The organism is Sphingobium sp. WTD-1 (genome assembly GCF_030128825.1).
Taxonomy (GTDB): domain Bacteria; phylum Pseudomonadota; class Alphaproteobacteria; order Sphingomonadales; family Sphingomonadaceae; genus Sphingobium.
In genome coordinates this window covers 42,498-55,320 of the sequence record NZ_CP119127.1, presented here as the reverse complement: position 1 = coordinate 55,320, position 12,823 = coordinate 42,498, and the positions used below count along the sequence as shown (strand labels likewise).

12 protein-coding genes and 1 tRNA gene are annotated in these 12,823 nt (G+C 60.9%); 2 read left to right on the top strand and 11 right to left on the bottom strand.

All coding sequences use genetic code 11. The features are described from left to right. Positions 1-16: 16 nt before the first annotated feature. From N6H05_RS00270 to hspQ, 6 genes are all read right to left on the bottom strand, one after another. Complete coding sequence (locus N6H05_RS00270) at positions 17-1,087, bottom strand: phytase (RefSeq protein ID WP_284112243.1); 1,071 nt, start codon at positions 1,085-1,087, stop codon at positions 17-19. Positions 1,088-1,098: 11 nt separating this feature from the next. Next, on the bottom strand, positions 1,099-2,499 hold the full coding sequence (locus N6H05_RS00265; protein ID WP_284112242.1) for a purple acid phosphatase family protein: 1,401 nt from the start codon (positions 2,497-2,499) through the stop codon (positions 1,099-1,101). Positions 2,500-2,575: 76 nt separating this feature from the next. Next, a complete protein-coding gene (locus N6H05_RS00260) occupies positions 2,576-5,377 on the bottom strand; it encodes a TonB-dependent receptor (RefSeq protein WP_284112241.1) in 2,802 nt (933 codons plus the stop codon). Positions 5,378-5,518: 141 nt separating this feature from the next. Further along, positions 5,519-7,480 (bottom strand): OPT family oligopeptide transporter, encoded by a 1,962-nt coding sequence (locus N6H05_RS00255; RefSeq protein ID WP_284112240.1) that lies wholly within the window; start codon positions 7,478-7,480, stop codon positions 5,519-5,521. A gap of 90 nt (positions 7,481-7,570) precedes the next feature. After that, complete coding sequence (locus tag N6H05_RS00250) at positions 7,571-8,359, bottom strand: GDSL-type esterase/lipase family protein (protein ID WP_284112239.1); 789 nt, start codon at positions 8,357-8,359, stop codon at positions 7,571-7,573. Then, on the bottom strand, positions 8,316-8,687 hold the full coding sequence (gene hspQ, locus N6H05_RS00245; RefSeq protein ID WP_004210078.1) for a heat shock protein HspQ: 372 nt from the start codon (positions 8,685-8,687) through the stop codon (positions 8,316-8,318). The genes N6H05_RS00250 and hspQ overlap by 44 nt, the downstream gene beginning before the upstream one ends. A gap of 146 nt (positions 8,688-8,833) precedes the next feature. Between hspQ and N6H05_RS00240 the strand changes: the two genes are divergently transcribed. Together N6H05_RS00240 and N6H05_RS00235 are read left to right on the top strand one after the other, a co-directional pair. Further along, positions 8,834-8,923, top strand: a tRNA-Ser gene (locus N6H05_RS00240). A gap of 95 nt (positions 8,924-9,018) precedes the next feature. Continuing rightward, entirely contained in the window at positions 9,019-10,278 is a 1,260-nt protein-coding gene (locus N6H05_RS00235; protein ID WP_284112238.1) for a DUF6538 domain-containing protein, read from the top strand. A 96-nt stretch (positions 10,279-10,374) separates the two neighbouring features. On the opposite strand, the gene N6H05_RS00230 is transcribed toward N6H05_RS00235, so the two are convergent. The 5 genes from N6H05_RS00230 to N6H05_RS00210 form a co-directional block, all read right to left on the bottom strand. After that, entirely contained in the window at positions 10,375-10,506 is a 132-nt protein-coding gene (locus N6H05_RS00230) for a hypothetical protein (RefSeq protein WP_284112237.1), read from the bottom strand. Positions 10,507-10,592: 86 nt separating this feature from the next. Further along, positions 10,593-11,090: a hypothetical protein gene (locus N6H05_RS00225; protein ID WP_284112236.1), complete on the bottom strand. Its 498-nt coding sequence runs from the start codon at positions 11,088-11,090 to the stop codon at positions 10,593-10,595. After that, entirely contained in the window at positions 11,090-11,512 is a 423-nt protein-coding gene (locus N6H05_RS00220; protein ID WP_284112235.1) for a helix-turn-helix domain-containing protein, read from the bottom strand. The genes N6H05_RS00225 and N6H05_RS00220 overlap by 1 nt, the downstream gene beginning before the upstream one ends. 1 nt (position 11,513) lies before the next feature. Then, positions 11,514-11,954, bottom strand: a complete 441-nt coding sequence (locus N6H05_RS00215; RefSeq protein WP_284112234.1) for a hypothetical protein — start codon at positions 11,952-11,954, stop codon at positions 11,514-11,516. A gap of 555 nt (positions 11,955-12,509) precedes the next feature. After that, positions 12,510-12,749: an excalibur calcium-binding domain-containing protein gene (locus tag N6H05_RS00210; protein ID WP_284114311.1), complete on the bottom strand. Its 240-nt coding sequence runs from the start codon at positions 12,747-12,749 to the stop codon at positions 12,510-12,512. Positions 12,750-12,823: the final 74 nt, after the last annotated feature.

Here is a 12,823-nt window from a genome sequence, read left to right as displayed (position 1 = left end):
AGGGGGTCAAGGCAACTTATTGGGGCAGACCCAATGCCCTGGCGATGTCATCCCAGGCGACCAGCTTGAAATTCTGCGCGGCCGCCGCGTTATGGCCATCCTGCGCGATGAACAGCCCGCCGGGATAGGCCGGGCCGAAATCGCCCAGCATCAGTTCGATGCCGTCGGTTTCCTCCGACCCGCCAATCGCGCCATCGACGACGCGGAAGCGACCGACATAGCTGTCGTTGGACAGGCGGTAGGCGACATAGGCATTGTCACCCTGGCTGGAGACGAGGACATAGCCGTCCTTCTCGCCGATCGCGGCGATGGCGACGCCTTCGGCATCCATGACCAGATTCTTGCCGTCGGCGGCCGCGATCTTGGTTGGGGTGGCGGAGCCGGCCGCGCGCGCGTCGAAGCGCCACAGGCCGACATCTTCCTCCGCGACATAAAGGATGCCGGTGCGGTCATCCACGGCGCAGCCTTCCGACTGGGTGCCCAGCTTCATGCTGCGGACAATCCTGCCGGTCGGCGTGGCGCCGGATGCATCGAGCGCGACCTGGTGGATGGTCCCGTCCTTCAGCACGATGAAGGCGTAGGTCGCCTCCGGTGCCTTGTACAGGCAGATGCCATAGGCCTCACCCCTACCGGCATCGACCTTGCCGAGGGCCGTCAACTTCGCTGTCACGCTATCGAGGCGGAACAGCGCCAGCTTGGCATTGGCGACATCATTGCGGTCCGACGCCACGACCAGGATGCCGGTCTGGCCGTTCACCGCCACGCCATCGCGCAGGTCGACATTGTTGACCCGGCCGGCGTCCAGGAAATCGCGGGTCTTGCCGTCCAGGCCATAGACATAGAGGCCGGCCTTCTTGTCGGTGCCGACGATCAGGCTGGCGGCCGGGTTGGCGGCATTGCGCCAGATCGCCGGATCATCCGCCGCGTCGGCATTGGGCGTGCCGACCGGGGTGGTCTCGCCGCGTGCGGTGACGTTGACCGCCGGCGTGGCGTTGGCGATGCGGACGGCAACGGGGACTTCCTTCTCGGCAGTGGCGCAGGCGGCCAGTGCGAGGAAGCTGACGAGGGGGAGGGCGAAAGGCTTCATCTTGGTCTTCCTCACTTGCCGCGCGCGACGCACTTGCCGCCGTCGGGGCCGATATTGCCCGTGCAGGTACGCACCGCGATGGTGGGTTCGGTCGTATCGGTCAGATGATTGCCATCCGCCCGCTTCTCCAGATCGAAGCCGTCATAGAGCTTGCCCGACGCGGTATAGGTGCGGAACTTGAGCCGATCGCCATCCACGTCCACGACCTGATAGAGTTCGGTCGCTTCGGCGGTCTTGTCCGGCTGGGTGCGAGCGCGATCGTTGAGGCCGTACATTTTCGAGCCGGTGACGGAGACGAGATAGACCGGCCCCTGGATCGCACCATTGGCCCGCGCCTGCGCCGATGCCTCGCGCCCGGCTTCGGAGGTCAGGCGGCTGTAGCAATGGTCATGGCCCTGCAGCACCAGATCTACCTTGCGCTTGTCGAACACCGGCTTCCATGCGGCCTTCACCTCCGACGTGTCCTGGGGCCGGGCGCAGGTGAAGACGGGCTGGTGGAACAGCACGACATTCCATGTCGCCTTGCTGGACGCCAGGGTGGCGTCGAGCCACGTCGTCTGCTGCGCCATGGTGCCAAGGTCGATCGCCGACGTGCCGTCCAGCACGATGAAGCGCACCCCCTGATAATCGACATAATAGGTGGTCTTCAGGCCTGGCACGCCATTGTCTGGCAGCGCGAATTGCAGCGGGAAATAGGGGCCGAGCGTGCGGCTTTCGCTGCCGTCGGGTTTCACCACATCGACATATTCATGATTGCCGGTCGCGGGCAGTTGCGGGACGATCGACCAGTTATAGCTGCCGGCCTGGTTGAACTCGCCCCATTCGTCGTCATGGTCGAGGTCGTCGCGCTGGGCGGCGAGATCGCCGGCATGGGCGACCAGTTCGATCCCGCCATTGGCATGGAAGGCCTGGCGGATGACGCGGCTGGCATAGGTGAGGATGCCGTTCTGGATGTCGCCCAGATAGAGGAAGCGGAAAGGCCTGGCTTCAGCCGCCGCGGTGCGGAATTGCAGCCATTCGCTCCAGCCTGCGCTGCCCTTGAGCCGATAGGCATAGACCGTATCGGGCGTCAGATTGTCGAATCGGATCTGGTGGTAGAGCGCCGGGCCATTGGCGCTGTCCTTGGCCGTGCCGATGGGGCCGGTCACGGTGCTTGCCTTCTCCTCCAGCGTCGGGCCGTCGACCGAAATCGCGATCTGCGCTTCGCTTGCGGTCTGGGCGGCGTCGGTGCGCCAGGCGACGGCCATGCCGCGCGACGGATCGGCGGCGGGCGTCAGCATGATCCGGTCGGGCAGGGTGCGTGCCGCATAGGGTGTGCCGGCGGAGCGGGGCACGGGCGGGCTGGCGGCGATCTGGGCGGAGAGCGGCGCGGCGCTCGCCATCAGCAGCATGGTCAGGAACAGTCGGGACATGGGCGTCCTTTCCGGGAAAACGGGACTTGCCGGCCGCGCAAGGGCGCGACCGGCAAGCGGGGGAAATCGAACGGGATCAGAAGCTGGCGGAGATGCCGAACTTCGCAGTCCAGTTATATTCCTCATATTGCAGCAGGCGCTTGCTGCCCTCGAAGTTCTGATAGGCGAAATATTTGGCGTTGTTGACGTTGACCCAGTCGGCGAACAGGCGGACGCCGGGCAGGATCTTGTACTTCGCGCTCAGATCGAGCTGGAAGTGGTTGTCGACAATGCGGTCGGTATCCGGACCATCGCCGATCTCGTCCAGATATTTGCTGCGATAGGTGCCGGCGGCGCGCAGCGAGATCGGGCCCTTCTCATAGCCCAGCACCGCATTGAAGGTGTGGCGCGAAGCATTGGGCAGGCCGATCTTGCGGGTATAGGCGTTGTCGTCCCCGTCGTAGCTGGTGATCTTTCCGTCGGCGTCGGTGAAGGTGTAGTTGAGGTTCACCAGGAAGCCGTCGAGCGGCGCCGGCAGGAAGTTCAGAACCTGGCTGAACGAGAGTTCGACGCCCTTCACCTTGGCGGTGTCGCCATTCACATAATAGGATGCCTCGCTATAGGCGACGCCATTATAGACGCCGTCGTCAAAGTCGCGGACCTGCGCGCTATAGTCCTTGATCGACTTGTAGAAGAGGCCCGCGCTCAGTGCGCCATTGTTCGAGAAATACCATTCGGCCGAGGCATCGAAGTTCCAGGCGCGATAGGGCTTCAGGTTCGGATTGCCGAACTCGGCGGCATAATCCTCGTCGAGGATGAAGCGCGGCGCAAGCTGCGACAGCTTGGGACGAACCAGGCTCTTATAGGCAGCAGCGCGCAACACCACGCCCTGGCTCGGCTCGAACCGGGCGGTCAGGCTGGGTAGCCAGTCGGTATAATGTTTGGTGAAGACATTGGGTGTCGAGATCACGCCAGTGGCTTCGCCTTCGTCATCCAGTTCATATTCGGTGACATTGCCACGCAGCACGTTGCGGGTCTGCTCCATGCGCACGCCGCCGATGATGCGGACCTTCTCGCTGTCCCAACGGCCGAGCAGGTAGGTGGCGAGGATATCTTCCTTCGCGCTGTAATCCTGCGCTGCCGATTCATAGGCGCTGGTGATCGGGTCGAGTTCGAACTCACCGATATTGTTGTAGAAATAATCGGTCGCCTGGCCCTTGCCTGGCAGCGGTCCGAGGTCCGACAGGCGATAGGTCTGAGCGCCCAGCACATCGGCCAGATCCAGGTCGGCATCGCCATAATAGTTCATGTTGAAATTATAGCTCTTCTTGCGCCAGCGGGCCTTCATGCCAGCCTGCACGGTGAAGGTGCCGCCGTCGGTGGCGAAGGCGCGCGATACATCGCCCTTCAGCGCATATTCGCGGTCGCGCGAGTCCGACAGGGCAGTCTGCTCGACGCGGTTGAACCCATATTCCGACGGGTCGTTGAACAGGTCGGCGCCGCTGGTGACGTTGAAGGTCGGCACGCGCGGATCGGAATAGTTGAAGCCGACATCGACGCCATCGCCGTCGAACCGGGCGCGCCAGCGGATCGGGTCGATCGATCCCTTTTCCTTCTCGGTCGATTCCGACCAGCTGCCCGAATAGGTCAGCTTCCACGGGCCGGTTTCGGTGGTGCCGCCCAGTACCAGTGACTTGATGCGCTGACGCTCGAAACGATCCTTGAGGTCGCGGCGCACTTCGATGCGGCCATCCTCGTCGGTGAAGTTGGCGCTGTCGGCATCGCCCGAAGCGGGCTGCTCATCCAGGACGAAGGTCAGGCGGCGACGATATTCATGGTCTTCAAACTGGTTATAGATGCCGCGGGCATAAAGCTTGGTGGTGTCGGACGGCTTCCAGTCCAGGTTCAGCGTGCCGCCAATGCGCTTACGCTGAACGTCATAGTCGCGATATTCCAGGGTTTCGGCATAGGCGATGCCGTCGTCGCTGGTGGTCCAGTCCGCAGCCTCGATATTGTCGGTCTCGAACTTGCGCTTATAATAGCTGAAGCCGCCCGAGATGCCGAAATTGTCGCTGAGGCGGGTGGCGAAGTCGACGCTGCCCTTGGGCGTCACGGCGTCGGCATAGTCGTTATAGCTGCCTTCCAGCTTGACCGAATAGAGATCCTTCTTGCGGTCGAAGGCGCTGGTGGTGTTGATTTCGATCGAGGCGCCGATCGTGTCGGCGTCCATGTCCGGGGTCAGCGACTTCTTCACTTCGATCGATTCGATCAGTTCCGAAGGCACGACGTCCAGCGCGACCGAGCGAACGTCGCTTTCCGGGGCGGGCAGGCGGGCGCCGTTGACCGATGCGGCGTTGAGTTCCGGGTCGAGGCCGCGGACCGAGACGAAGCGGCCTTCGCCCTGGTCGTTCATGATGTTGACGCCGGGCAGGCGGCGCAGCGATTCGGCGACATTCTGGTCGGGGAATTGGCCGATCGCGTCGCGGGTCAGCACGCTTTCGACGCCATCGGCCGCGCGCTGGCGCGACAGGGCCGATGCCTGGTTGGCGACCTGGCCGACGACGATGATCGATGCGTCGACGTTCGAACCGATGCGAATGTCGGCATCGACGTCACCGGTGGCGGGCACGACGACGGTGGTGCGCACCGGATCGGCACCGGTGTAGCGGGCCTCGATCGTGTAGGTGCCCGGCGCGACGTCGGGGAAGCGGTAAGAACCGTCACGGCCGGCTTCGGCGATACGGCCGTTTTCGACGATGCGCAGTTGGGTCGATTGCAGCGCACGGGTGCCGGTGCCGTCGGACACGGTGCCGCTGATGGTGCCGGCGAAGGCCGCAACCGGGGTGGCTAAGGCAACGACAATGGCAGCGCGGCTGACGCCACGGACAAGACGATTCATGATGGGATCTCCCTGTTATCGGTGGGAGATCAGCGATCCGTCACTGGCCCCATCCGGTTGAGGGGGCCAGTGCGGGCTTTTCCTTACAGGGTGATGCCAATTTCATGACAGTTCGATGAAACAGGCATTTGTTACAATCAATTACAGTGGCGCGGTCGCCCAATGGCGCAGGCGCGCATAAAGGGCCGCGATCACACCGGCGAAGACCAGCACCGACAGCGGCACCGTCCAGTGGCTCTCCGCCACCAGCGCCAGCGGCGCGTCGCTGTCGGTCGAGGCGACGATGCCGGCAAAGGCGACGCCGAACAGGCTTTCGCCGACGATGAAGCCGGTCGCCATCAGCACGCCCATGCGCTCGGCAAATTCCGGGTTCGCCTGGCGCAGCGACCAGCGATTGTAGAAATGGCCGATGACCGCACCGACCGGGATCAGCAGAGTCAGCGCCATCGGCAGATAAATGCCCATGCCGACCGCGAGCGGGGGCAGGCGCATCTTGCCGGTCTTGCCGAGCAGCTCGTCCAGCGCGACCACGACCACGCCGATGCCGGCGCCGAAGCCGATCAGGCCCCAGTCGAGATCACCGCCCAGCACACCCTTGGCGAGCGCGGAAATGAGCGCGGCCTGCGGCGCGGGCAGGGCGGTCGCCTTGGCACCGGGCGCGCCGGCAAAGCCGAAGGCGCTGTTCAGCAGGTCGAGGACCGGCGGGATTACCAGCGCGCCGAACAGCACGCCCAGCACCAGCGCGATCTGCTGCTTCCACGGCGTCGCGCCGACCAGCTGGCCGGTCTTGAGGTCCTGGAGGTTATCGTTGGAAATGGTGGCGACGCCGAACACGATCGCGGTGGTGAACAGGGCATAGGCGATCAGCGCCTGGCTCTGTTCGGGGTGGCCCGAACCATAGATGGCGGCGAGGATCAGCGAGGCACCCAGCACGGCGAGGATGCCGACGCCCGAGATCGGGCTGTTCGACGCGCCGATAAGGCCCGCCATATAGCCGCAGACCGAGGCGATGACGATGCCGGCGACCAGGATATAGGCCAGCGTCAGGCCGATGATCGGCACCGGATTGGCGGCGATCGGCCCGCCCTGGGCAAAGATCCACAGCAGCACCGCGATCGGCACAAGCGAGGCGAGGATGGTGCCGAAGACGATGCCGATCGGCAGGTCGCGCTCGGTGATGTCCAGCGTGCCGGCGTCGCCCGACTTGCGGACCTTGGCGGCGTTGAGGGCGGAGCGGATGCCGCTGATGATCGGGCCGAGGATCTTGAGCAGGGTCCAGATCGCGGCGATGCCGATCGTGCCGGCGCCGATGAAGCGGGCCTTCATGCGGAAGGTGGTGCCGACCAGGTCGGCCAGGTCCGCGCCGGCGGGCAGCGGGCTGGTGAGATAGGGGACGATGCCGACCCAGCTGATCAGCAGGCCGACGAACATGGCGGCGCCGACAGAGATGCCGACGAGATGGCCGACGCCGATCAGCGCCATCGAGAAGCTGGTCGAGACCGAGCTGGCACCCGCGCCGAGCTTGAAGAAGGTGGCGGCTTCCTCGGCCAGGATCTTGGTCTTGGCGATGATCGAGAAGCCGGCGGCGGCGATCGAACTCATGACGATGGCAGCCAGGCCGCGCTTATTCTCTTCCAGGCCCTCGCGCGAACCGGCGCCGACCTTGAGCACTTCGGCGGCGGCGACACCCTCGGGATAGGGAAGATCCGACCCGGTAACGAGCGCCCGGCGCAGCGGCACCGAATACATGACGCCCAATATGCCGCCCAGCGCGATGGTGCAGGCCGACAGCCAATAGGGGAAGCCCTGCCACCAGCCGATGATGACCAGGCCCGGCAGCACGAAGATGATCGCCGACAGCGTGCCGGCGGCCGACGCGATGGTCTGGACGATGTTGTTTTCCAGGATCGTGCCGGTCGCGAACAGCCGCAGCACCGCCATGGAAATGACGGCGGCGGGAATCGAGGTGGCGAAGGTCAGGCCGATCTTGAGGCCCAGATAGACGTTCGCGGCGGTGAACAGCAGGGTGATGAGCGCGCCCAATATGACGCCGCGTAGCGTCAGCTCCGCCATCGGCACGGCCTTGGCCGAATCGGTTGTCACTGCTCTTTTCCCTTCGCCAGTCGATCGATCAAGCGGCTGGTAATAATGTTGCTGGCGCTTGGATCAATCTTAAACTGGCCGGCAGGACGGTCAGGAATCGCGGCCGGTGGCCGCATCCGCCAGCACGGCATGGTCCAGATAGGCGTCGACCAGCCTGGTCCAGCGCTCGTAACCGCGCGGATTCATGTGCAAACCATCGGCACGGAACAGCGACGCATCGGGCAGGCCGTCGGTAGCGAGCAACGGGCGGCCAACATCGAGATAATCGAATTTCATCGCCTTGCTGCGTGCCGAAACGGTCATGTTGACCGCCGCCATCTGGGGCCAGAGCGTCCAGCGGATCGGGCTGGGCTTGAGCGAGAGATAGGCGATATGCGCCCTGGGATAGTCGGCGCGAAGCTGGCGCAGCAGGGTCAGCACGTCGCGCGCGACCTTGTCCGGGGTGGCGCCGGCGGCGAGGTCATTCTCGCCGACATAGACGATGATCGAGCGCGGTTTGGCCTTGGGCAGCAGCCGTTTGTAATAATGCAGCACGTCGGGCGTGGTCGCGCCGCCAAAGCCGCGATTGACCGTGCCGATATCGGTGAAGCTGCCCTTGATGTCCCACAGGCGGATGCTGGAACTGCCCAGGAACAGCGTGGCGTCGGCGACCGGCGGGCCGGCCGCTTCCGCTTTCGCAAAGGCGGCGATCTCGTTGGAGAAGGGGAAGGTCGGGTCGGCGTTGGGAACCGCGACCTTGTCCGGCGCCGGGGGCTGCGTCGGCAGCGGGGCAGCCTGCAACGGCCCGGTCGCGACGAGCAGCAGGGCAAGGCCCAGCGCCGCCCGCCAGTGCGGCTCAGTGCCGATGGCGCGGGCGCAGCTGATATTTGCCATCCGCATAATCGCCGAACAGGCCGGTGATCGCCGGGTGATCGACCGGCTCCTCGCTGTCGTCGGCCACCAGATTCTGCTGGCTGACATAGGCGACATAGCTGTTCTCGCCATTTTCGGCGAGCAGGTGGTAGAAGGGCTGCTGCTTGTCGGGACGGGCATGTTCGGGGATCGATTCATACCATTCCTCGCTGTTGGCGAAGACCGGGTCGATGTCGAACACCACGCCGCGAAAGCCGAAGCTGCGATGCTTGAGGACATCGCCGATGCTGAAGCGGGCATGGACGACCGGCGGGGCGGTGATGCCGGTACCGATATTCTGAATCGTGACTTTCATATGACCAATTTAGGGTGCCCGCGCAGGGAGACAAGAAAAATACCGAAAAGGGTGCTTGGCAAGGATGGAATCATTCGCTAATGGGCGCCCCTCGACCCGATCGGGGCGGCATTTTTCCTTGCGGTTCAATGCTTCCGGTCTTCTGCGGAGAGGTGGCAGAGTGGTCGAATGCACCGCACTCGAAATGCGGCGTGCCCGTGAGGGTACCGAGGGTTCGAATCCCTCCCTCTCCGCCAATCTTCCCGTAAGATTGTGAGATAAAACGATTTCTTCCTGATCCACGGCTGCCGAGCGTTCAACCGCTACACAACGGTGCTACAGAATGAGATCGATGACATATCTCCGGGCGACCACAGATGGTGGTTTCGAGGTCCGCATGACCGTCCCGAAAACGCTTCAGTCGATCATCGGAAAATCCAATCTCACTCGACGATTGGGACGGGTGTCTCGATCAGAGGCTAATCGTCGGGCCGCTTCGGTGATCGTCAGGTTTCAGTCTCGGATCGAGGCTGCGCGTGAGGGGCGGCTTGACGAAGATGCTGCGTCACCGTCGAAGCCGGTAATGATCTCTCAGGCTCGCCGGATCGATCCAGCGCCAGCGCCCACAAAGGTGCCATTCGAGGCGATCATCAACGGCTATCTGCTCGAACGGAAACCCGCTGCTTCGACGATCAAGCGCTGGAAGCCTGTATTCGCTCATTTCAAGAGATGGGTCGGCCATGACGATGCGGCGAAGGTGTCGGCGGATGATATCGTCCGTTGGAAGGAGGAGCTACTTCGATCCGGTATCTCCGGTCGCAGCGTGCGGGAGGTCTATTTAGCGGGCCTCAAGGTTGTGTTCGGATGGGCAACGGAAAACCGTAAGATATCGGCGAACCCGGTGACCGGCATTTCTGTGCGGGTAGCGAAGCCCGCACGTTTGCGTGAGCGAGGATTCACGGACGTTGAGGCAAAAACGATCCTACGGGCAGCACTCGGCGGAGATCATGGGAATGTCTCTGAAGCCCATCGGCGCGCACGACGTTGGGTTCCGTTCTTATGTGCTTATACAGGGGCGCGCGTGGGCGAAATAGCGCAGCTTCGAGGGTGTGACTTCATACAACGCGAGGGTGTGTGGCTTATTCACATCACGCCAGAGGCGGGATCGACAAAGTCAGGATCAGCGCGATTGGTGCCGTTGCACGCCGATCTGATAGGCCAAGGTGTGGTGGAAATGGCGCGTGGCTATGGGGATGCGCCGGTATTCTATAATCGTTCTTTCGGGAGAAGGGGGAATGCAGCCAATCCGCATCACAAGAAGGTCGGAGAGCGGCTCGCGAAGTGGGTTAGAGATATTGGAGTTGATGATCCGCGTATCCAGCCAAACCATGCGTGGAGACACCTATTCAAGACGTTGGCGCGACGAGCAGGAATGGATCCCGAAATTCGGGACGCGCTTCAGGGGCATGCGCCTAGATCGATTGGCGAACAGTATGGGGATTGGCCCATCGATGTTCTCGCTTCGGCAATTGAAAAAATGCCAGAATTTTGCATCGATCGCGATGAGCCGAATCCAACATTGGCAACGCGGGTGGGGCAATCGTGCTACTAGGAGCTAAGGCTTTTCCACCGAGTTCATCTGCGCGCCGCGAGTCTGACGCGTAAAAAATTCACGTCAGACTCGTTGCCATTTTGAATGCCTCGGATATCAATCCGGATGCTTGATACGCTCACGCTCGGTAGTGCGCGGATGGCGATCAGCATAAGTCTTCGTCACGAAACGACCGTCGATAGAATTGCGATGGACGGTCTGCGCCGGAACCTGTTTCTTATTGCTCATAAATTTGCCTCAGAAGGCCATTGCCTAATTGCAACAGCGTCCTGATCGTTCGGACCGGTTGGCTCCCGGCCTCATGAGTGCTCCAATCAATTTTCCGGTTCCTTGGTTTTTCTTTGGATATGTGCTGTCGAGGCAATAGCCGGAAGAGGGGGCAGATTCAGACCCGCTTCCGCAAAGATGTGAGCAGCCAAGGCGCGAAAATACGGATAGGCTGCAAATTTTCCGACATTCTTGCAAAAGCCAACGGCTGCGGCTTCGGTTCCGTCAATGGGGACGCTATAGGATACGCCATATTCTGCAACCAAGCTAAACATCTTTTTTCGAAGATGTTTTCCTTCCACATGATACCGAAAAATTGCCACAGCAGCGTGATCATCTTCCATAAATTGGCATGCGACGATCTTTCGTCCATAGCTCAATTTAAGTTGATCACTCATGCCAATAAAACCAGGCTCTACGCTGAATTTATTGGACAGGAGTTTTATTGCTTCAAGTTCGGAATTTCTAGCGACATGATTATATTCTTCGCCAGAGAAACCACTCTTGGGCGCATCCTGTGAAACTTCAGTTGTAATGTCGCCCATCAGGCAGCCTTCCGCCGCAAACCGGCCAGTCTGTTGTCGTTCGCGTTCAAGCAGATTTCGGAATCTGTCTCGTCGTCGTTAGTGTCAAACCAAATCGGAACGACATTTGCTGCGGCCTGGATGGCCTCCTCGCGCTCCTGCGCCAAATTGGTTTTGGCTTTCGTTGCGAAGTGATCGCAATCAAGCCGAGGGGCTTCATCCAACGCGAACATCGCTCGCGCAAACAGGCGCATCGTAAAATTCTTGCATTCGTCGCTGAACACCTGAGAAACTCGTGCTCGCGAAACTCCCATGGCTCTAGCCAAATCGGCGCGCGAGATCCCTTTTTCTTCCATAAGAGTATGGAGAAAAATCTGCGCATCAACGATGAACGCTTCTTCAGCGAAGACGGCGTTCCGTTCCTGATCGGGGCAGATGCTCATTTCATTTTCCTTCCGAAGCGGCATCAATAGCAGCTTGCAATTGATCCGATATCTCCATTGCTCTCGCCAAAATAATTGGGTCGGCTTTGTCTTGTTTTTTGTTCAAATCAGATTTTACTACGACAAAAGTCTTTGTGTTATTTATTTTTGTCTGAAATCCATAAAATCGATGTTTGAAACCTTTGAATACTTGTATGAGGCAGTTTTTTTGTTTCGATCTTCCCTCGTTGTAATTAAACATGGCGGGAAGAAGCTTTTGTCCATTACACCAGCCCTTCATAATTCCTATGAAGCGAGCCTGGTGCTTAATTTCTAGACTGTCGAAATCTTTCTTCGGGCCTTTAAGGATGACAACGCGCGCATCTGCGTCGTTGGCAAGCATACCACAACCAAGCTCCTTGAGTTGCTTCTCGTCATCGTTGCCATCCGCCATATCGGACATGGAGTTAAGTTTTCTCTTAACGCATTGCAACGAAAAAGTCTCCTTATTTGCCTAAAATTTCAAGGTTCGGATCCTCGATGGCTACCCGTTTGCAAGGGTAAAAATAAAAGAAAACAATGGTGTAGTGATATGCTCTGCCCCGTCGGCCCCTCTGAATTTCTAGGGAGGTTTCAGATAGGAGTAGCAACCGATATTCGACGCGATTCTCCAGTATAATGGAGTATGGCCGGGGCAGCACCGTTGTGTAGCGGTTGAACGCTCGGCAGCCGTGGATCAGGAAGAAATCGTTTTATCTCACAATCTTACGGGAAGATTGGCGGAGAGGGAGGGAAGCGTTGAAGCTGCCCCGATTTCGCGTGATTCGCGCCTATCGATGGCAGCATCGCTATCAGGCTGTAGCGCCTGGGTGTAGCCCTAGTTCGAGGGACGCGCCCGGATTCGAACCGGTCGCGGTCCGGCATGATCATGCGAGATATCATCGCCCCAGACGATCGGCCGTCGCGGTGGAGGTCATGGTGATGGGAGAGGGCGGAGCGGGTAGCGGGGATCGCGGCGTCAACGGCCGTGATATGGTTCGCAGGCGATGCCATCGCCGTCACCGTCCATATGGGGGCCGTAGCCGGGCTGCCCGATATATAACGGCGCGGCACCGGCAGCCCTGGCGGCTCCGCAGTTCGGGTATGACCAGGATGAACCTGCTGATGCGACGGGATGAGAGGCCGGAAGACTCGCTGATCCGCCTGCTGGCTGCTGGGCATCGAGATCGGCCGCGCTAGTGCCTCGGTCATAAGCCATGGTCTGCTTGGGAACCGGTCCCGCGATGGGCTGGGGATCATCGTTCCTGGTGGTTGCCGGTGTCGATGGCATCA